This is a genomic window from Vreelandella sp. F11 (assembly GCF_042466685.1).
In the GTDB taxonomy this organism is placed as follows: Bacteria; Pseudomonadota; Gammaproteobacteria; order Pseudomonadales; family Halomonadaceae; genus Vreelandella.
This window is the reverse complement of sequence record NZ_CP170448.1, coordinates 1,779,915-1,799,004: the sequence shown is the minus strand read 5'-3', so window position 1 is coordinate 1,799,004 and position 19,090 is coordinate 1,779,915. Positions and strand designations below refer to the sequence as shown.

Here is a 19,090-nt window from a genome sequence, read left to right as displayed (position 1 = left end):
GTAGGTACAATGATCGCTATTGTACCGATCATCAGGTGGTCATGAGCAAACGTAAATTAAGTCGCCAGCAGCAGTGGCGAGTCGAGAAAGTCCAGGCAGAACGTGCCCAGCGCGCTGAAAAGCGCGATGTGCAGGATGCTGAAAAACTCGCCGCTGGCGAATACGGCGCCGAACAGCCGGGACGTGTTGTCGCTCACTTCGGGCGCACCCTTGAAGTGCGCAACAGCGACAATGAACCGGTGCGCTGCCACTTACGCGCCAATCTGGACGGTCTGGTCACTGGTGACCGGGTCATATGGCGCGCTGGTCAAGAAGGTTCGGGCGTGGTGGTGGCGCGGGAAGAGCGCGACAGCGTACTTAAGCGCCCCGACGCCCGCGGCCTGCTCAAACCGGTGGCCGCCAACATTGACCAGCTGTTGATCGTATTCGCAGCGGAACCCGCGCCCCACGCCAACCTAATCGACCGTTATTTAGTTGCCGCGGAAGCCACCGGCATTGCGCCAGTGCTGGTGCTCAATAAAACCGATTTACTGCCAGAAGATGGCGGTGAGCTGGGTAAACTACTCGAGCGCTATCGCGATTTGGGCTACCCCGTCGTCCGCACCACCACCGCCACAGAAACTGGCCTAGATGAACTGCGCAGCCAACTCGAAGGGCGCACCTCGGTATTCGTTGGCCAAAGCGGCGTCGGCAAATCATCGCTGATTGATCTCTTGCTACCCAACGAAACCCTGCGTATTGGCGCACTCTCGGAGGACTCCCGCAAAGGTACTCACACCACCACCACGGCACGCCTTTATACCATGAGCCGCGCCGAGGTGGCCGACGGCGATCTCATCGACTCACCGGGTATTCGCGAGTTTGGCCTGGTGCACCTCAACGAGCAGGAAGTCACCGACGGCTTTATTGAGTTTCACGACTATATTGGTTACTGCCGCTTCCGTGACTGCAGGCATCGTAATGAGCCAGGCTGCGCTTTACTCGCGGCGGTCGAGGCAGGCAAGATTCATCCAGCACGCTTTGCCAGCTATCGGCGCATTCTCGATAGCCTAGACAGCTAACGCTTACAGGAGTTACCCATGAGTATTGAGCGCCCATCGTCGGAAGCCAACCTGCTGCCGCTAATCGTTGAACCCGAACAACTGCAAGAGCACCTGGATAATCCTGATCTACTGATTATCGATGTACCGGTCAACGGCGACAGCTATCGCCAGGGCCATGTGCCTGGGGCTATTTTTCTCGATTTTCGCTACTTGATGCGTGGCGAAGGGCCAGTGCCCAGCGACGTTCCCAGCGTAGAAGCGCTATCGCGGCTATTCAGCGCCCTTGGCCTGACCCGCGACACCCACGTCGTGGCTTACGACGACGAGGGCGGCGGCTGGGCGGCGCGCCTGCTATGGACGCTGGATCTGATTGGCCATACACGCTACTCCTACTTGAACGGCGGCATCCACGCCTGGCGCGACGCTGGACTGGAAGAGAGCAGCGAACCGACCGCTCCATCGCCCAGCGAATACCATGCGGAGATTCTCAACCCCAATGCCCTGATCACCTACGACGAGATCAAAGAGAAGCTCAACGACAGGCAATTCGCGGTATGGGATGCACGCTCCAAGGATGAGTATGAAGGGGTGCGCGGTAACAACAAGCACCTGGGCCACATACCTGGCGCCGTCAATATGGATTGGCTCCACGCCATGGATCGCCATCGTGCACTGCGCATCCGCGATTACGCCGAGCTGATCACCGAGCTGGGCGCCCTAGGCCTGACGTCGGAAATGGAAATTGCTACCCACTGCCAAAGCCACCACCGCAGCAGCTTTACCTGGCTAGTGGGCAAAGCGCTAGGCTTTAATATGCGTGGCTACGCAGGTTCCTGGGGTGAATGGGGCAACCGTGACGACACACCCATTGAGAAGTGATGCTCGACAGTTTGCGCCCTGGCGTCAGGAATACGTATAAGCAGACCGTCTTTTTCAGGGATGAAAAAGCCGAGCGCCCAGGGATGGGTTTACAGCGTGTCTGCGTTACGTATTGCTGAGTTAGCCAGGGCTGTGATGCCAGCTAATTCAGGCTTTTAGCCACTGCTACGAAGATATTATTGTGACTCTTTCCCAAAAAGCCTTTTCGCTACTTCAGTATCCATTGCCTCACCATGCGCTCTCGCGCCTGACCGGCAAGTTCGCCCAGTGCGATAACCGCTGGGTGAAAGACACCCTGATCAAAGCGTTTATCAAACGCTTTAATGTCGATATGAGCCAAGCGCTGGAGCCCGACCCCACCGCCTACGCCACCTTTAACGACTTCTTCACCCGCGCGCTAAAAGCCGATGCCCGCCCACTGGGCGAAGGCATCCTCAGCCCCGCCGATGGCACCCTCTCCCAATATGGGCGTTTGCAGGCAGGTCAACTGGTGCAAGCGAAAGGCCACACCTACTCAGCGCAAACCCTACTGGGCGGCGATACAGCGCTAGCAGAAGAGTTCCTAGGCGGCAGCTTTGCCACGGTTTACCTCTCGCCAAGGGACTACCACCGGGTACATATGCCGGTCACCGGCACACTCAGGGAGATGATCTACGTACCGGGTCGGCTATTCTCGGTCAACCAAGCCACCGCCAACTATGTACCGGGGCTGTTTGCCCGGAATGAGCGCCTGGTATGTATCTTTGATACCGAACACGGCCCAATGGCCATGGTGCTAGTCGGCGCGATGATTGTCGCGGCTATCGAGACCGTCTGGTCGGGGCAAGTAACGCCGCTTTCGGGTCATCCCCAGCGCATGCAGTTTGGGCAGCCCATTAGGCTAGAAAAAGGTGCCGAGATGGGACGCTTCAAGCTCGGCTCCACGGTGGTAATGTGCTTTGCCAAAACCGTCAACTTCGAAGAGCGCCCCCTTGCAACGATGGTTAGCATGGGCGAATCGCTAGGTGACCACTAGCAAATAGGCGTTGAGAACGTAAGCACGTCTTCCAGGCGTGCTTTGCCCAGTGCCAATTGGATAAGACGATCAATTCCCAGCGCGACGCCGGCACCTTCAGGTATCCCGTGCGCTAGCGCGGCAAGCAGACGCTCATCGACATCCACTTCCGGCAATCCCAAACGACGGCGCTCAGCATTGTCTGCAGCAAACCGCGCACGCTGCTCAGCCGCATCGGTCAGCTCATCGTAACCATTGGCCAACTCAATACCGTTTAGGTAGAGCTCAAAGCGGGAAGCCACCCACTCACCGTCAGCATCCTGATGGCGGCGAGCCAAGGCTGCCTGGTTGGCCGGGTAATCAACCACCACGCTTAGTTCAGCCTTTCCCAATTGGGGCTCAATCACCATACTCATCAACAGGTCTAGGCACGTTTCGCGCCCCTCACCGGCCAGCGTTTTAGCAGACATTTGCCCACGCTCAGCGGCTAACGAGCGCAGCTTATCCAGTGACGTGGTAAAGGGGTCAACTTCTAAGTGGGTATGAAACAGCTCCCGATAGCGGTAATGCACAACCGGGCCGGGGAAGCTTGGCAGCAACGATATGATGAGGGTAGCGGTCTCATCAATCAGCTTTTCCAGCGTAAACTGCGGCCGATACCACTCCAGCATGGTGAATTCGATATTGTGACGGCTCCCCACTTCACCGTCACGAAAGCTTTTGGCAAGCTGAAAAATGGGGCCACTACCAGCGGCCAACAACCGCTTCATATGGAACTCAGGAGATGTTTGTAGCCATAGCCGTCGCTGGCCTCTACCCGTGCGCGCCTGGGTGTGCAGCGACACCAAGTGCACATCTGTGCTGCCCCCCTGCCCCAACACCGGGGTTTCCACTTCCAGCACGTCACGCTGGGCAAAAAAAGCCCGCACTTTGGCCATTAACCGCGCCCGTTCGCGCAGCGTTTCTAAAGACGCTGAGGGTTGCCAATCAATGGCCATGACGACTCCTTGGAAAAACCACCTTAAATAATAATGGCCACGCTTTGTACGTGGCCATTAAGAGATGCAAGCGCTCTGAAAAGCGATCAAGCGCGGGAGACGTAATCCCCACTGCGGGTATCGATTTTCAACACTTCACCCTGGTTAATGAAGAGCGGCACACGCACCACAGCACCAGAGGACAACGTTGCAGGCTTAGAGCCACCCTGTGCCGTATCGCCTTTCAAACCGGGATCTGTTTCCACAACTTCCAACTCGATAAAGTTAGGCGGCGTCACGGAAATGGCCTTATCATTCCAAAGTGTAATGATATAGGGCACCTGCTCTTTCAGCCACTTGATGGTATCGCCCAGCGCTTTTTTCTCTACCGCATACTGCTCAAACGAGCCATCAGTCTTCATGAAGTGCCACATATCCCCATCGTTGTAGAGATACTCCATCTCCAAATCCATGACATCGGCACCTTCCAGCGAGTCACCGGATTTGAAAGTCTTCTCACCTACGCGGCCAGTCATCAGGTTGCGCAGCTTAACGCGGTTAAACGCCTGCCCCTTACCCGGCTTGACCAGCTCGTTCTCAACGATCGAACAAGGATCGCCATCAAGCATTACTTTCAGACCGGCCTTGAATTCGTTGGTAGAATAGTTCGCCATAATGTCTCTCAATCATCCATTTCAGTTATTTGTTTCAACAGGTGCTGCGCGAAGCCATACGTTGCCGCCGTCAGCAGGTTTATATGCCAGCAGCTATATGCCAGCAGCTATATACCAGCAGCGTTGCAAATGGCGTCGTTAAATAAGTGCGCGCATGATAACCCGAAGGAGGGCTTTTTTGCAGGAGAACATCATTATTGCCGCGTCTGAAACGCAAAGCCATCGCGACCCACTGGCGGATTCCACTTGGCAGCAGCAGCTTACCCATGCCATTCGCGACCCGCAAACCCTATGCGAACGGCTGGGACTAAGCCGCGATTGGGTGGCGGGCGCTCAAATAGGGCACGAACTGTTTGACGTATGTGTGCCCGAGGCGTACCTCAACAGGATAGCCTATGCAGACATAAACGACCCATTGCTGCGCCAAGTGATTCCGCTAGGCGAAGAAGCGCTCACGCCTAAGGGCTACGTCGTTGACCCCCTGGAAGAGGCCGACCACCGGCCCGCGAAAGGGCTGATTCATAAGTATGCGGGCCGGGTGCTGCTGATCGCCAGCCCCAACTGTGCCATTAATTGTCGCTACTGCTTTAGGCGCCACTTTCCCTATAGCGACAACTCTCCATCCAGAGCCCAGTGGCAGGAAGCACTCGACTACCTACGCAGCGACACCACAATTCACGAGGCGATTCTTTCTGGCGGCGACCCGCTGGCTGCCAATGACCGCCAACTAGCCTGGCTGGTCGAGCAGTTGGAAAGCATCCCACACCTTAAGCGGCTACGCATTCATACCCGCCTGCCGGTGGTGATTCCCGCCCGAGTTGATAACGCCCTACTTGGCTGGCTAACGTCGACACGCCTGCAAAAAGTCGTGGTACTGCATATTAACCACGCCAATGAAATCGACCAAGCGGTGATCGACGCCTGCACGCGCCTCAAACAGACGGGTGCCACACTACTCAATCAAAGCGTACTGCTGCGCGGCATAAACGACGACGTGGCTACGTTAGCCACACTATCGGAACGGCTGTTTGAAGCAGGTGTGCTGCCCTATTACCTACATGTATTAGACCCCGTGCAAGGCGCTGCGCATTTTGATGTGCCGGATCATGAAGCCCGCGAGCTTGTTGCGCAACTACGCGATCATTTGCCGGGGTTCTTAATGCCGCGTCTGGTGCGGGAAATTCCTGGAAACGGGAGTAAAACGCCGTTGTGACTTAATTTAAAGAAACAGCGGCGCTGAGAGGCTTGAGTGGCTCAGTGTTGAAGCCTTAAAGCAAAACGTTCGCTACACCTTTCGGATAGGCCCAGCGTACTGAGCCACCCACTCATCCGCTGTAAGCAGCAAAAAACCCTCAGCCTCAGCCTGGGCCACCAAAATCCGATCAAAGGGGTCTTTATGAATGCGAGGTAAATGAGCGACGTTAAGTGTATGCAGTGAACTGATGGGAAGTTCTAAATAACCATTATCCACCAACCCCCTTCGCAATAAGTGCGGGTCAACTTGAAAATCAGGGCGCTGCAGGCTGTTTTTGATCACCACTTCCCAGATGCTGGCGGCACTAAAGTAGAGCCGGTTATTCTCGTCATTGATCAGCGATAGCGCATCCGCCGAGAGTTGCTCGGGTGACGCCGCCGCCCAGAGCAAAATATGCGTGTCCAGAAGCAGATTCACATCAGCCTCCAAACATCTCGGCTATTTCCTCCTGCCCCATCCGATCAAAGTCATTAGGCACTTTAAACTGGCCCGCCAAGAAACCCAGCCGCTTCTGCTGACCCGGTGCGGGGCTGTCAATCGCCGTTACACGCGCCATCGGCTTACCCGCTTTGGCGATAATAAACCCCTCGCCCTCGGCAGCCCGCGCGACTAGCTGCGACAGGCGCGTTTTGGCTTCGTGTATGTTGATAGCTTCCATATGAAGTTCTCCAGAGAAACTCGACTTAGTTCAACTAGCTTAGTTTATGCGAGATAGGCAATTTTGCAATGCCTCACCTCCACTGGAAAAAACAGCGCTACGTGTTGCACCCTTTGATCAAGTCACGTCCCCAAGATCATAAAGGTTCCGTTTTCTGCTAAAGTTATAGTGCTAACGATTTCTGACATTGAGTTAGCCTCGATGTCAGGCTTTCCACTCAGCAGGAGGCCAACACGTTATGTCGTCACCCCTCTCATCAAAACCGGGCGCTATCGTCCTTCTGATAGCCTCACTCGCCGGACTTGCCATCGCTCTGTATGCCTATTTCACGCCGCTGACCGGGGTTACCGGAACGCTCGGCGCGCTGGTGGCCATCGTGGCCTGTATCGCGCTTGCAGTATTGGCCCTACTTCTTGCTGCTGCAGAAGGGCGTGGAGCTTCCATTACCTTGCGGGTACTCATTCTGATAGGTCTCGGGGGTACATTTTTCGCCGCAATGCTGCTCCATCAGTGGTGGATTGGCGCTGCCATGGTGCTCGGCCTGATCGGTTTGATTGTGGATATGATCCGCCCAACCCGTCACGCACGCCTCACCCACACCTAAGGAGCTGCCCATGCCAACTTTATTGCCCTCCCCGAGCACTCCGTTTAAATTTGTTACATCGGGTTTAGGCGCGGTTACCGCCCTGGCTATTTGCTTTACGCCCTTGCCGCTACTCGCTCAGGAGCCGTCAGTAGATACAGAGCAATCCACAGCTCAAGAACCGTCCGGTGAACAGGCATCGCCAGGGGAGCAAGAGAACGACATTCAGGAAGAAGCGGCTAGCGCCGCCCCCATTCCACTGGTGCCTGGCGAACCCACCTGGGACAGTTTTCACGGCCAGCTTAACGCCCAGAAATATAGCCCGCTTGATCAGATCAATACCGACAACGTTGGTGAATTGGAAAAAGTATGGGAAGTGCACACTGGGGATGTTGCTGATGGTTCCGGGGATTTACCTGCAACCGTTTGGTCTGCCACGCCGGTGTTTGCCAATGAGACGCTGTATATCGGTACCCCCTTCTACCGGATTCTGGCCCTAGACCCCGCGAATGGCGAAGAGAAATGGAGCTTCGATACGCAATCCTCTCTCGAAGCGCTGACCCAGCCCGCCCTGAAGAATCGCGGTGTGGCTTATTGGGAAGCGGACACCCCGGAAGCAGGCGAGCCCTGCCAAAAGATCATCTACATGGGCACCATGGATGCGCAACTGTTCGCGGTCGATGCCGATAGCGGTGAACAGTGCGCAAACTTTGCCAATAACGGCGTGCTCGACGCCAACCAGTGGAATGACACCAATGAAAAATGGCCTTTGTCGCTGCTACAGCCACCTACCGTGGTGGGCGATCATCTGATTTTAGGCTGGGCAGGCATGGACTGGGCCTATGAAGAGGCGCCCCCTGGCACCGTATTCTCAATCAATGCCCGCACCGGCGAGCTCGAATGGACGTTCCAGGCACTCTCTGATGAGATGCGCGAGCAGAGTGGTACCGCCAATGTCTGGACGCATATGTCCGCCGATGAAGAGCTTGGCCTAGTCTATTTGCCGGTCTCCTCCCCTTCACCGAACTACTGGGGCGGTAACCGCACCGAAGAAGTGCCGCTAGGCACATCGACCACCGCGGTGGATATCGAGACCGGCGAAGTGGTTTGGTCGCGGCAGTGGGTTCACCACGATATTTGGGATTACGACATTAACGCCGCCCCAACGCTGATGGACATTACCGTCGATGGTGAAGAGATCCCGGCGCTGATTCAGGCGACCAAAATGGGCTTTCTATTCGTGGTCAATCGCGAAACCGGCGAAGATGTTTGGCCGATTGAGGAGCGCCCAGTACCCAGCGGCGACGGTAGTGTTGAGGGCGAAGTCTATGCGCCGACCCAACCCTTTCCGACCAAGCCCGCGCCACTGTTAGATCAGTCCGAGAAACCCAACGTCTGGGCGCTGGCTGATGCAGTTAGCTTTGGGGAGTGCTCTGCGCTCTGGAATGATCTCAGCTATGAAGGTATGTACACCCCGCCGACGACCCAAGGCGAAGGCACGCTTGGATTTCCCATCAGTGCGGGCGGCGTACAGTGGGGCGGCGTCGCCTTTGACCCCGAAAGCCAGACCGCCATCGTCAACACCTCGCATATTGTGCAGTACATAAAGCTGTATAATCGTGAGGATTATGAGGCAGCTAATAGAACATCCGGCAACGAGAGTGGCTTTGCCCCTCAGGAAGGCGCGCCCTATGGGATGCGTTTAGAGGTCGCGCTCAATCGGTGGGGCATGCCCTGCTGGGAACCGCCCTTTGGTGAGCTTGTCGCCCTCGACATGACGACAGGTGATATCAAATGGCGTCGTCCGATGGGCGTATCCCAACAGTATGGCTTTTTTATGCCTGAGAGCTGGGGCTCGCCCACCATCGGTGGCCCGGCAGTGACCGCGGGTAACGTTGTTTTTATCGGCGCTTCCATGGATGCCAAGGTGCGCGCCTACTCGCTGGAAACTGGTGAGGAGCTGTGGTCGGATCAGACCGAGGCACCCTCCGTCTCCAACCCCGCGGTCTATGAGTACAATGGTCGCCAGTATGTTGCCTTTATTTCCGGTGGCAACAGCATCCTGAAAGATCAGGTAGGTGATCAGATCGCCGTTTATGCCCTGCCGGAATAGCGCTTGCGGTTGACCAATAGCAAAACGGGGCGGCCTTAAGGTCGCCCCGTTTATGTTACATCTCATCTTCTTAGTTAGTTTCGTCGACTTGCCTTGGAGTACGTTTGGCTAACGCATGGTTAGCCGTTTTAAAACATACCCGTATCAACGGCACTAAAAGCCACAGCAGCGGCGTCAATAGCCAGCGATAAGCAAATCGCGCCACTATCAGCACCGGCAGTAGCACAACCAGCCAAATAAGAAACTGGCCCAACCATACCGGCCAGCCTAGCCAGGTAGAAAGGTTGGCGCCCAGCGCGCTGACTAGGCTTGGGTGGCGAACCACCACATAGGCAGTACCCGCTACCGCAGCAATCTTGGCCATGCGCGGCAGGGTCGCAAAACGCCCGCTGGTAGCAACAACGCCTTGGCCCAAGCCAGCGCGAGCGCCCTGGGCTTCAACGCTCCCCACCCGCGCAGCTCGGGCAGTCCTGCCCGCCCGCAGCACCTTAACGGTGCTGGCCATGACCAGTAGATCGACACCCGCCCAGCCTAAATCGGCTGCGCCAATGGCGTCGCCGCGGCGCCACTGGCTTTCAAGATCGCGTAGCCCGCTGGTAAAGAAATCGCCGACGCCTGCGACGACTCGCTCACCCTGCAACCACTCAACCTCACCTTGCTCACTGACCACAAACTGGTTAAGCAGTGCGTGGCCATTGGCATCTAGCAGCGCAATGCCCATCTGGCCACGACGGTAAGGCGTGAACGCTGAACCCGCACCGCCCTCCTCATCGCTCCACCAGCGGCTAAGCTGCTGGTAGCGCTCACCAACCCAGTGCTGCGCTCTGAGCGTTGCAACATCGTGGTGGCTAAAGTAGCTGATGGGCAGTACGGCGTCAGCGCCAAAACGCACCAACACCTGCTGGAACTGAGGCGATAAGCCGTACTCCACCAGCACATCGCGGGCTATATTACCATGGCGTAACATCGCCAGCGAAGCGCTCATCCATAAGGCTTGGTCGGATGAATAGCTAAGCAAAAGCGCGTTAATCTCTGGCGACTCCTGCTGAAGCGATGCCTCTAGACTGGGCAGCGCCCGCTGAGCTTCCAGGCGCACTAGCTTGGACTCAAACGGCTCGTGGGAAGCCACGGCTGATGCTAACCCAGCCAGCACTAACGCGATTAACACTATGATCTGCCAGGGCCGCATCGCTTTCCACCTTGTTATGTTGGCAATCGCCTATTATCCCAACGTCTCTGCCGTCACGTTCGCCGCCGCGGGCTGGGTGGAGTGGTGGCGATTGATCGCGCTAAGGACGCCTTTCATGGAGGCACTGGTAATGCTCTCATCGGTGCCTACACCAAACACCGCTTTGCCATCGATACGTACTTCCACATAAGCTATAGCTTCAGCATCGGCGCCTTGACCGCGGGAATGCTCGTGGTAGTCAATGATTTCCACATCATGTCCGGCGACGGCCAGCGCTTTAATAAAGGCTGCTAGCGGTCCGTTGCCTTCACCGCTGAGCGTTTGGCGGCTGCCATCAGTCTCCACAATGGCTTCCAGTGTCACTTTGGGGCTATCAGGTTCAGAAGAGAGCCGGTGACTCACCAACCCAAAGGGTGCTCGCTGTTCCAGATACTCATCCGCGAACGCTTGGTAGATCATCTTCGACGTGATCTCGCGCCCGGTGCGCTCAGCGACTTCCTGCACTACCTGGCTGAACTCAATCGAAAGGCGACGCGGCAGCTCAATACCGTGCTCCTGCTCAAGCAGGTAAGAAACACCGCCCTTACCCGATTGACTGTTAACCCGGATAACGGCTTCGTAGCTGCGGCCCACGTCGAGCGGATCGATAGGTAAATAAGGTACATCCCACACTGCATCTGGATTAGCGCGGCGATCCGCCATGCCTTTTTTGATCGCGTCCTGGTGGGAGCCGGAGAAGGCGGTAAACACCAGGTCGCCCACGTAGGGGTGGCGGGGATGCACCGGCAACTGGTTGCAGTACTCCACTTCGCGCATGATGGGCGTGATATTGGAAAAATCGAGCTTAGGGTTAACGCCCTGGGTGTACATATTCATCGCCAGGGTGACGATATCGACATTGCCGGTACGCTCGCCGTTACCGAACAGCGTGCCTTCAACCCGGTCGGCCCCGGCCATCAGCGTTAGCTCTGCCGCCGCTACGCCGGTACCGCGATCATTATGGGGGTGCACGCTGACAATCAGGTGGTCGCGTTTTTTGACGTTGCGGCAGAACCACTCAATCTGGTCGGCATAGTTGTTCGGCGTGGCGACTTCCACCGTCGCTGGCAAATTGACGATCATGGGTTGATCGGCACTGCTGCCGTAAGCCTCCATAACCGCTTCGACAATTTCGACGGCAAAGTCCATCTCGGTGGTAGTGAAGAGCTCCGGAGAGTACTGAAACGTCCAGTTGGTTTCTGGTGCGGCATCCATCTGAGCACGGATCTGCTGTGTCGCCTCCACAGCGATTTGCACGCACTCAGTCTTATCAACGTTAAACACCACCCGGCGGAACATGGGATCAGTGGCGTTATAGACGTGGACAATGGCGTTCTTGGCGCCTTTCAAGGCTTCAAAAGTGCGTTCAATCAAGTGCGGGCGCGCCTGAGTTAGCACTTGAATGGTCACATCCTCAGGAATTTTATCCTGCTCAATCAGCGAGCGCACAAAATCGAAGTCCGTTTGGGATGCTGACGGAAAGCCTACCTCTATCTGTTTAAAACCAACGCTGAGCAGCATGTCGAACAGGCGCTGTTTACGCTCCTGATCCATGGGGTCGATTAGCGACTGGTTGCCGTCGCGCAAATCAACGCTGCACCAGATAGGCGCCGTTTCGATACGTTTGCTCGGCCACTGGCGGTCGGGCAGATCAACGGCCACAAAGGGGCGGTACTTTTTGGCAGGGTCAGTCAACATCATGGCGGCTCTCCTAAAATCAATCTGTTGTGGGCTTATCGGTGTGCTTACCGCCCGCGTCATTCTGGTGCTTAGGGGCTGTCGAGTAGGCTTGAGCGAGGGCTGATTCCATGCGATCAAGCTGCGCTTTCAGCCCGCGAACATCATTGCGTAGCGACTGCAACTCGGCTTCTTCGCCCTCGCCGTTGTCCAGCGCCATTTGCGCACTCTCTTTCTGCATCACATCCAGCACAATACCAATCATCATATTGAGAAAGATAAAGGCGTTCAAAAAGATAAACGTTAAGAAATAGATCCAGGCGTAGGGGTAAACCTCCATGGCGGGATAGAGCACGGCGGTGGCCCAGCTCTCAAACGTCGCCACCTGAAATAGCGTGAGCATGGCCAGGGAGATGTTACCCCACAGCCCCTCGTCGACATTGTGAAATAGAAAACTGCCAATGGCGGCGTATATGTAAAAAATGATAAACATCAACAGCACTACATAGCCCATTCGCGGCACCGACTTCACCAGGGCGCTAAGGAGCATCTGAAGTTCAGGTATCATCGAGACCAGGCGTAGCACCCGGAAAATACGCAGCAGCCGCGCCAGCAGCACCATTTCCGAGTCGTCCATGGGAATTAGGCTGGCAGTGACAATCAGGAAGTCAAAAACATTCCAACCCTTTTTAAAAAAGCTAAGCAGGCTGCGCTCTGCGGCCATTCTGATTAAAATTTCAATCAGGAAAAAAATCGTTACGACGATATCGAGATAGAGCAGCCATTGCTCGACCTTCGTGGTTTCATCGTAGGTCTTCGCCCCGATGACAAGGGCAGAAATGACGATTATGGCAATCACCACCGCTTCAAAAATTTTGTTGGAGCGCAGCTTTTCGAAACGGGCCTGCCAGGTAGTAAAGGACTCACTCATGTAACAAAAAATCTCTCAACGGTTAATCCGCACACTTTATACTAAAATTACACGCCTGCTACACAAGTGATATCCTGTTGTTTCACTTGATGTATGCTGCGCCACCAGAACGCCTTCATGGGCGCCCTGTTGGTACCCTTTTGACTTTTTATTTAGCCGCTGGATGACCCCATGACACTGCTTTGGATAGCCTTATTGCCTCTGCTAGGCGTACTGGTACCGGCACTCACCGCACAGCGTGGGCGAAGTTTCTGTTCCCTTGCAACGGCGGTGCTGCCCGCTACCGCCTTAGTAATGACGCTACTCAACATGCCAGCCCTGCTAGATGGCGAGCAACTGCGTTTTTCGGCCACCTGGATGCCTGAACTGGCGCTGAACTTAGCGTTTCGCCTGGATGGGCTATCGCTGCTGTTCAACCTGCTGATACTCGGCATTGGCCTGCTGATTATTCTTTATGCGCACTACTATTTAGCCAAAGATGAGCCCTTTGGCCGATTCTACGCCTTCCTGATGCTATTTATGGCATCAATGGTGGGTATTTCAATGTCGGACAACCTGATTCTGCTCTGGCTGTTCTGGGAATTAACCAGCCTCTCCTCGTTCCTGTTAATTGGCTTTTGGTCATACCGCAGCGACGCACGTAAAGGCGCTCGTATGGCGCTTACTGTCACCGGTGCGGGGGGGCTTGCACTATTGGCAGGGCTACTGCTGCTGGGGGATATGGCGGGCAGCTTTAACATGGGCGATGTATTGGCCAGCGGCGACGTGATTCTAGCGGATTCCCGCTACCCGCTTATGCTGGGTTTAGTACTCTTGGGGGCCTTTACCAAATCGGCCCAGTTCCCGTTCCATTTTTGGTTACCCCATGCCATGGCGGCGCCCACGCCAGTATCGGCTTATCTGCACTCGGCCACCATGGTGAAAGCGGGCATTTTCCTGATGGCACGTCTGCACCCCGCCATCGCGGGAAGCGAGCTGTGGAGCGTGGCCGTTTCCCTGGTCGGTATCGTCACCATGCTGTATGGCGCCTGGTTTGCGCTGATGAAAACCGACCTGAAAGGTATTTTGGCGTTCTCCACCGTTAGCCATTTAGGCTTGATCACCGTGCTGCTGGGCATCGGCAGCCCCATGGCGATTTTGGCTGCGCTGTTTCACATTCTGAATCATGCCACCTTTAAAGCCGCGCTGTTTATGAGTGCCGGCATTATCGATCACGAAACCGGCACGCGGGAGCTAAAGCAGCTGGGTGGCCTGAAAAAAGCCATGCCGGTAACGGCGCTACTGACCACCTTGGCGGCGGCAGCGATGGCGGGCGTACCGCTTTTTAATGGTTTCTTATCCAAAGAGATGTTCTTCACCGAGGCGCTGGCAACCCCGGTTCTGGGAGGATTAAGCTGGTTATTACCTGCGCTAGCGGCGCTCGGTGGCATTCTTTCTGTGGCCTATTCGCTGCGTTTAGTGCATGCCGTTTTCTTCAAACCGGCCCGTGAAGCACCTCCAAAATCACCTCATGAGCCACCCCACCTAATGCGCCTGCCGGTGGAAATATTAGTTGTACTGTGTGTCGTGGTCGGCCTATTCCCAGCATTTATGGCAACGGGCGTGTTAGCGCTCGCCAGCCAAGCAGTGATCGGTAGCCCACTCGATTTCCACCTGGCTATCTGGCACGGCGTGAATCTGCCCCTCATTATGAGCCTGCTCGCCTTTGTTGTCGGCGTTGCGCTGTATTGGCGACATAGTGATGTGCGCCGGTTTACCCAGCAATTTGCAGGGGTCGATGCCCGCCGGGTGTTTGAACGCATCCTCGTTACTATCGGTTACCGCGCCGAGCAGCTTATCGCTGCCCTGGAAGGCAACTCGCTGCAGCGCTATGTTGGCTGGCTCTGGCTGGGCGCCCTAGTAATGGGTGGAGTTGGCCTGGTTCAGATCACTGACTTAACGGGCGCTGCTGGCAATCAAGCGCTGGATGGAGTGCTCATTTTAGGTGCTGGCATGTTGATGTTTGGCGGTGTGGCCACCGCTGCCACCCACCGCTACCGGCTGATTTCTCTGTTGATGCTATCGGTCGTCGGGCTATTTGTGGCGCTCACCTTTGCGCGCTTTTCGGCACCGGATCTGGCGCTGACACAGCTTTCGGTGGAGGTTGTCACCATGATTCTGCTGATGCTGGCGCTGTTTTTCCTGCCGCAGAAGACACCACGGGAATCCAGCCCACTACGCAACGTTCGCGATATGCTGCTGGCAGGCACGCTAGGCTTGGTGATCGCCAGTCTTAACTACGCCGTCATGACCCGGGAGACGCTGTCGATTTCCAGCTTCTTTGTAGAGAACAGTAAGCCCGGCGGTGGCGGCTACAACGTCGTCAATGTGATTCTGGTCGACTTCCGTGGATTTGATACCCTGGGTGAAATCACCGTACTGGCTATCGCGGGCCTGGCTATCTTTAAGCTGCTGAATCGCTTACGTCTATTTATGCCGCACAGTGACGGCGAAGGGCGGGTATGGTCGCCTGACCGTTACCCGGCGGTACTCACGTCAATTTCCATGACGCTACTGCCGTTGGCACTATTAGTCTCTGCATTTATCTTCCTGCGCGGCCACAACCAGCCGGGTGGCGGCTTTATTGCCGGGCTGATTACCGCTGTTGCCTTGATCCTACTGTATATGGCGCGGGGCGTAGAGTGGGCGCAAGAGCGCCTGGACTTCCCTTTCCAACCCGTGGCGGTTATCGGGGTAGCAATTGCTACGCTCACCGGGCTGGGTAGCTGGCTGTTCGGACACCCGTTTTTAACCTCAGCATTCGGCTACTTCACCCTACCGCTCATCGGTACCTTTGAACTGGCCACCGCGCTGCTCTTTGACCTGGGCGTTTACTTAGCGGTAGTGGGCGCTACGCTGATGATTCTTGCCAACCTGGGCAAAGTCACCACCGCCCATCGCCCGGTGACCGAAGCCTCGGAAAAAGAGACTGACGCCAGCGCTGCAACGCCTTCTGCCAAGGAGCCTCGCTAATGGAACTGCTCTATGCAATGACCACCGGGGTATTGACCGCCTGTGGCCTCTACTTGACCTTGCGAGGCCGTACCTTTCCGGTGGTGGTAGGTCTCACACTGCTCTCTTACGCCGTCAATCTGTTCCTGTTTTCGATGGGCGGCCTGACCACTGATGGCCCCGCTATTGTGTCTGAAGGAACTAACTACGCCGACCCGCTCCCCCAGGCGCTGGTGCTCACCGCCATTGTGATCGGCTTCGCCATGACTGCCTTTGTGGTAATTCTGGCGATGCGGGCGCGCAGTGAAGTGGGGAACGACCACGTAGACGGTAAAAAGGAAGACCGAGAATGATGCAGCACCTGATTGTTTTCCCTGTTGTTCTACCGTTAGTGGCGGGCATTCTACTGCTCTATCAGCGCCAGGGATTAGTACGTTACAAACGCGCGGTGAGCGTTGCTGCCACCGCACTGCTGCTGTTAGTAGCGATTGGCTTATTACGCCAAGCCGCCAGCGGAGAGATTACTTACTACGCCCTGGGCGATTGGCAAGCCCCGTTCGGTATCGTGTTAGTGCTGGATCGCCTCTCGGCGTTAATGCTGCTGCTGACCGCCATTCTGGCCGTTGGCGCAGTGGTGTTTGCCTGCGCCGGTGACGACGAAAAAGGCAGCAACTTTCATGGTCTTTTTCAGTGGCAACTACTGGGCATTAACGGTGCTTTTTTAACCGGGGATCTGTTTAACCTGTTCGTCTTCTTTGAAGTACTGCTGCTAGCTTCTTACGCCCTGCTACTGCACGGCGGGGGTAAGGCACGCATTCAGGCCAGCGTCCACTATGTGGTGCTCAACCTGGCGGGCTCTTCGCTGTTTCTGATTGCGGTGGGAATTCTCTACGGCGCCACGGGCACGCTCAACATGGCCGATATGGCCATCCGGGTCGCTGACCTGCCAGCAGAGCGTGACGGCTTAGTGAGCGCTGGGGCACTGATGCTACTGGTAGTATTTGGCTTAAAAGCTGCCATTCTGCCGCTCTACTTCTGGCTGCCCAAAGCCTACGCCTCCGCCCCCGCTCCAGTGGCGGCACTATTTGCCATTATGACCAAAGTGGGTATTTACGCCATTCTGCGCGTTTACTCACTTATTTTTGGCGATAGCGCTGGTGGCCTGGAGGCGCTGGAGCAGCCCTGGGTATGGTGGCTATCGCTCGGCACCCTGGCAGCCGCAGGCGTTGGGGTAATGGCCGCGCGAGATCTGCGCCTGCTAGTGGCTTACCTTGTACTTGTGTCTGTGGGCACGTTGCTGGCAGGTATTGGGATGCGCTCACCCCAGGCAGTCTCTGCGCTACTCTATTACCTGATCCACACCACCCTGATCACCGGGGGGCTGTTTCTGTTAGCGGAAATGATTGGCCTACAGCGCGGCAAAGCGGGTACTCGCTTGGTCAAGGGTCGCCCGATGGTACAGGGCGCAGCAATCGCCATGCTGTTCTTTGTCGGCGCTATCGCCGTGGCAGGCGTCCCGCCATTTTCCGGTGCTTTCGGCAAAGCGCTGATGCTTAATGCCGCCGAAGGCACCCAGCGCCTGTGGCTCTGGCCACTGCTGCTGCTAACCAGTTTAGCCTCGCTAATTGCCCTTTCCCGGGCGGGCTCGACGCTATTTTGGCGCAGCCACCGGGGCACCCCCAGCGGCACCCCGCTGCCCTGTCGCCAGTGGTTTGGCGTTATCTGGCTACTGAGCGCAGCCCCGTTGCTAGTCGTCCTGGCAGGGCCAGTGAGTAGCTATACTCAAGCCACGGCTGAGCAATTAGCCAACCCACAGGTACTGATTCGCACGCTACTGCCCAATGCTGCTGGAGATGCCCCATGATCGCCCCGCGCTCCTGGCTACCCACGCCTGTTTTATCGATACTACTGCTAGTCGTTTGGCTGCTGCTGGTACGCAGTTACGCCTTTGGTCAATTCGTACTCGGTGGCTCGTTAGCCATTTTGATCCCGCTGCTCACCTACCGTTTTTGGGATGCGCGCCCAAGGATCTCTAAGCCTCTCGCCCTACTGCGCTTTGTGTTTCGAGTACTAGGCGATATCGTAGTGGCCAATTTCGAAGTCGCATATTTGATTGCCAACCCCTGGCGAAGGATGAAGCCTCACTTTGTTGAATATCCATTAATGCTAGAGGATCGATTTACTATCACGCTGCTGGCTAGCACCATTAGCCTGACTCCCGGCACTGTCTCCGCCAATCTGCGCCTGGATGGCAAGTCGCTGCTGATTCACGCCTTAGATGTCGACGATGAAGAGGCGCTGATTAACCAGATTCGTGAGCGCTACGAACGCCCGCTCAAGGAGATTTACGAATGCTGAGCATTGCGCTGTATATCACCTTAGCGTTGGTAGTGGTGGCACTGTTGATGAACCTCTACCGACTGACCATCGGCCCCAGCCTACCCGACCGCGTGCTGGCTCTGGACACCATGTACGTCAACTCGATTGCACTCATTGTGCTGTTGGGGCTGTGGCTGAACAGCAAAACCTATTTCGAATCGGCGCTGCTGATCGCGATGCTAGGTTTCATCAGCACCGTGGCGGTATGTAAATATATTCTGCGTGGAGACATCATCGAATGATGAACATGAGCTGTCGAATGATGAATATGCATCAGGAGGAACGATGCCGATAATTATCGAAGCGCTTATTTCACTGCTGCTGATCGCTGGCGGCATTTTTGTGTTTATTGGTTCACTAGGGATGGCCCACTTAAGTGACTTTTATATGCGCCTGCACGGGCCGACTAAGGCCACCACTCTAGGTATCGGCTGTATGTTGATCGCTTCGATGATGTATTTCTGGAGCATCGACGGTAAACCGGATGCTCAAGAGCTGCTGATTACGCTGTTCCTGTTCATTACCGCCCCGGTGAGCGCCCATCTGTTGGCCAAGTCAGGGCTGCACCTGAAGCTAAAACACGCCGAGAAAACCCTCGGTAAGCCGGTAGAGCTGAAATCTGAAGAAGTCGGCGACAAACCGGTTCCGCACCCGGATAAAGGCCATGGCTAAAAACGAATAGAGTCTCTAAAACATATAAAAAAAGTC

Annotated in this window: 19 protein-coding genes; 12 read left to right on the top strand and 7 right to left on the bottom strand. The window is 55.9% G+C overall.

The window, feature by feature from the left end; genetic code table 11:
• Positions 1–41: 41 nt before the first annotated feature.
• The 3 genes from rsgA (at position 42) to asd (ending at position 2,937) form a co-directional block, all read left to right on the top strand.
• The gene (gene rsgA / locus ACFIOZ_RS08080) at positions 42–1,061 is read left to right on the top strand and encodes a small ribosomal subunit biogenesis GTPase RsgA (protein ID WP_386083171.1); all 1,020 of its coding nucleotides are present in this window, start codon (positions 42–44) and stop codon (positions 1,059–1,061) included.
• Positions 1,062–1,079: 18 nt separating this feature from the next.
• Positions 1,080–1,922 carry a sulfurtransferase gene (locus ACFIOZ_RS08075; RefSeq protein WP_386083170.1) on the top strand — a complete coding sequence of 281 codons (843 nt, stop codon included), beginning with the start codon at positions 1,080–1,082 and terminating at the stop codon, positions 1,920–1,922.
• Positions 1,923–2,103: 181 nt separating this feature from the next.
• Complete coding sequence (gene asd, locus ACFIOZ_RS08070; protein ID WP_386083169.1) at positions 2,104–2,937, top strand: archaetidylserine decarboxylase; 834 nt, start codon at positions 2,104–2,106, stop codon at positions 2,935–2,937.
• Here the strand turns inward: asd and epmA are convergent.
• Positions 2,934–3,914 (bottom strand): EF-P lysine aminoacylase EpmA, encoded by a 981-nt coding sequence (epmA, locus tag ACFIOZ_RS08065; RefSeq protein ID WP_386083167.1) that lies wholly within the window; start codon positions 3,912–3,914, stop codon positions 2,934–2,936. The genes asd and epmA overlap by 4 nt on opposite strands.
• Before the next feature lie 86 nt (positions 3,915–4,000).
• Entirely contained in the window at positions 4,001–4,567 is a 567-nt protein-coding gene (gene efp / locus ACFIOZ_RS08060; protein WP_386083166.1) for an elongation factor P, read from the bottom strand.
• 178 nt (positions 4,568–4,745) lie between these two features.
• On the opposite strand from efp, the gene epmB reads away from it, so the two are divergent.
• Positions 4,746–5,780, top strand: a complete 1,035-nt coding sequence (gene epmB, locus ACFIOZ_RS08055) for an EF-P beta-lysylation protein EpmB (protein ID WP_386083165.1) — start codon at positions 4,746–4,748, stop codon at positions 5,778–5,780.
• A gap of 72 nt (positions 5,781–5,852) precedes the next feature.
• Here epmB and ACFIOZ_RS08050 read toward each other — a convergent pair whose 3' ends face one another.
• The gene (locus tag ACFIOZ_RS08050; RefSeq protein ID WP_386083163.1) at positions 5,853–6,239 is read right to left on the bottom strand and encodes a type II toxin-antitoxin system VapC family toxin; all 387 of its coding nucleotides are present in this window, start codon (positions 6,237–6,239) and stop codon (positions 5,853–5,855) included.
• 1 nt (position 6,240) lies between these two features.
• Positions 6,241–6,480 carry a type II toxin-antitoxin system Phd/YefM family antitoxin gene (locus tag ACFIOZ_RS08045; RefSeq protein WP_386083162.1) on the bottom strand — a complete coding sequence of 80 codons (240 nt, stop codon included), beginning with the start codon at positions 6,478–6,480 and terminating at the stop codon, positions 6,241–6,243.
• A gap of 238 nt (positions 6,481–6,718) precedes the next feature.
• On the opposite strand from ACFIOZ_RS08045, the gene ACFIOZ_RS08040 reads away from it, so the two are divergent.
• Positions 6,719–7,084 carry a hypothetical protein gene (locus ACFIOZ_RS08040; RefSeq protein WP_386083161.1) on the top strand — a complete coding sequence of 122 codons (366 nt, stop codon included), beginning with the start codon at positions 6,719–6,721 and terminating at the stop codon, positions 7,082–7,084.
• Positions 7,085–7,094: 10 nt separating this feature from the next.
• Complete coding sequence (locus ACFIOZ_RS08035; protein WP_386083160.1) at positions 7,095–9,176, top strand: pyrroloquinoline quinone-dependent dehydrogenase; 2,082 nt, start codon at positions 7,095–7,097, stop codon at positions 9,174–9,176.
• Positions 9,177–9,246: 70 nt separating this feature from the next.
• Here the strand turns inward: ACFIOZ_RS08035 and ACFIOZ_RS08030 are convergent, their stop codons facing one another.
• The 3 genes from ACFIOZ_RS08030 to ACFIOZ_RS08020 are packed head-to-tail and all read right to left on the bottom strand — an operon-like array spanning position 9,247 to position 13,012.
• Positions 9,247–10,365: a hypothetical protein gene (locus ACFIOZ_RS08030; RefSeq protein WP_386083159.1), complete on the bottom strand. Its 1,119-nt coding sequence runs from the start codon at positions 10,363–10,365 to the stop codon at positions 9,247–9,249.
• 33 nt (positions 10,366–10,398) lie between these two features.
• Positions 10,399–12,105 (bottom strand): 2-isopropylmalate synthase, encoded by a 1,707-nt coding sequence (gene leuA, locus ACFIOZ_RS08025; RefSeq protein WP_386083158.1) that lies wholly within the window; start codon positions 12,103–12,105, stop codon positions 10,399–10,401.
• A gap of 16 nt (positions 12,106–12,121) precedes the next feature.
• Entirely contained in the window at positions 12,122–13,012 is an 891-nt protein-coding gene (locus tag ACFIOZ_RS08020; RefSeq protein ID WP_386083157.1) for an ion transporter, read from the bottom strand.
• Positions 13,013–13,183: 171 nt separating this feature from the next.
• Here ACFIOZ_RS08020 and ACFIOZ_RS08015 point away from each other — a divergent pair, with 171 nt between their 5' ends.
• Genes ACFIOZ_RS08015 through ACFIOZ_RS07990 form a run of 6 tightly spaced genes read left to right on the top strand, consistent with a single transcriptional unit; the run spans position 13,184 to position 19,054 of the window.
• Positions 13,184–16,024: a monovalent cation/H+ antiporter subunit A gene (locus ACFIOZ_RS08015; protein ID WP_386083156.1), complete on the top strand. Its 2,841-nt coding sequence runs from the start codon at positions 13,184–13,186 to the stop codon at positions 16,022–16,024.
• Positions 16,024–16,356, top strand: coding sequence for a Na+/H+ antiporter subunit C (locus ACFIOZ_RS08010; protein WP_008958597.1), 333 nt, complete (start codon positions 16,024–16,026; stop codon positions 16,354–16,356). Before ACFIOZ_RS08015 ends, ACFIOZ_RS08010 begins: the two co-directional genes overlap by 1 nt.
• The gene (locus tag ACFIOZ_RS08005) at positions 16,353–17,867 is read left to right on the top strand and encodes a monovalent cation/H+ antiporter subunit D (protein WP_386083155.1); all 1,515 of its coding nucleotides are present in this window, start codon (positions 16,353–16,355) and stop codon (positions 17,865–17,867) included. Before ACFIOZ_RS08010 ends, ACFIOZ_RS08005 begins: the two co-directional genes overlap by 4 nt.
• Positions 17,864–18,361: a Na+/H+ antiporter subunit E gene (locus tag ACFIOZ_RS08000; protein ID WP_386083154.1), complete on the top strand. Its 498-nt coding sequence runs from the start codon at positions 17,864–17,866 to the stop codon at positions 18,359–18,361. Before ACFIOZ_RS08005 ends, ACFIOZ_RS08000 begins: the two co-directional genes overlap by 4 nt.
• Entirely contained in the window at positions 18,355–18,624 is a 270-nt protein-coding gene (locus tag ACFIOZ_RS07995; protein WP_386083153.1) for a K+/H+ antiporter subunit F, read from the top strand. The genes ACFIOZ_RS08000 and ACFIOZ_RS07995 overlap by 7 nt, the downstream gene beginning before the upstream one ends.
• A gap of 43 nt (positions 18,625–18,667) precedes the next feature.
• Entirely contained in the window at positions 18,668–19,054 is a 387-nt protein-coding gene (locus ACFIOZ_RS07990) for a Na+/H+ antiporter subunit G (RefSeq protein WP_386083152.1), read from the top strand.
• The last annotated feature ends 36 nt before the right edge of the window (positions 19,055–19,090 follow it).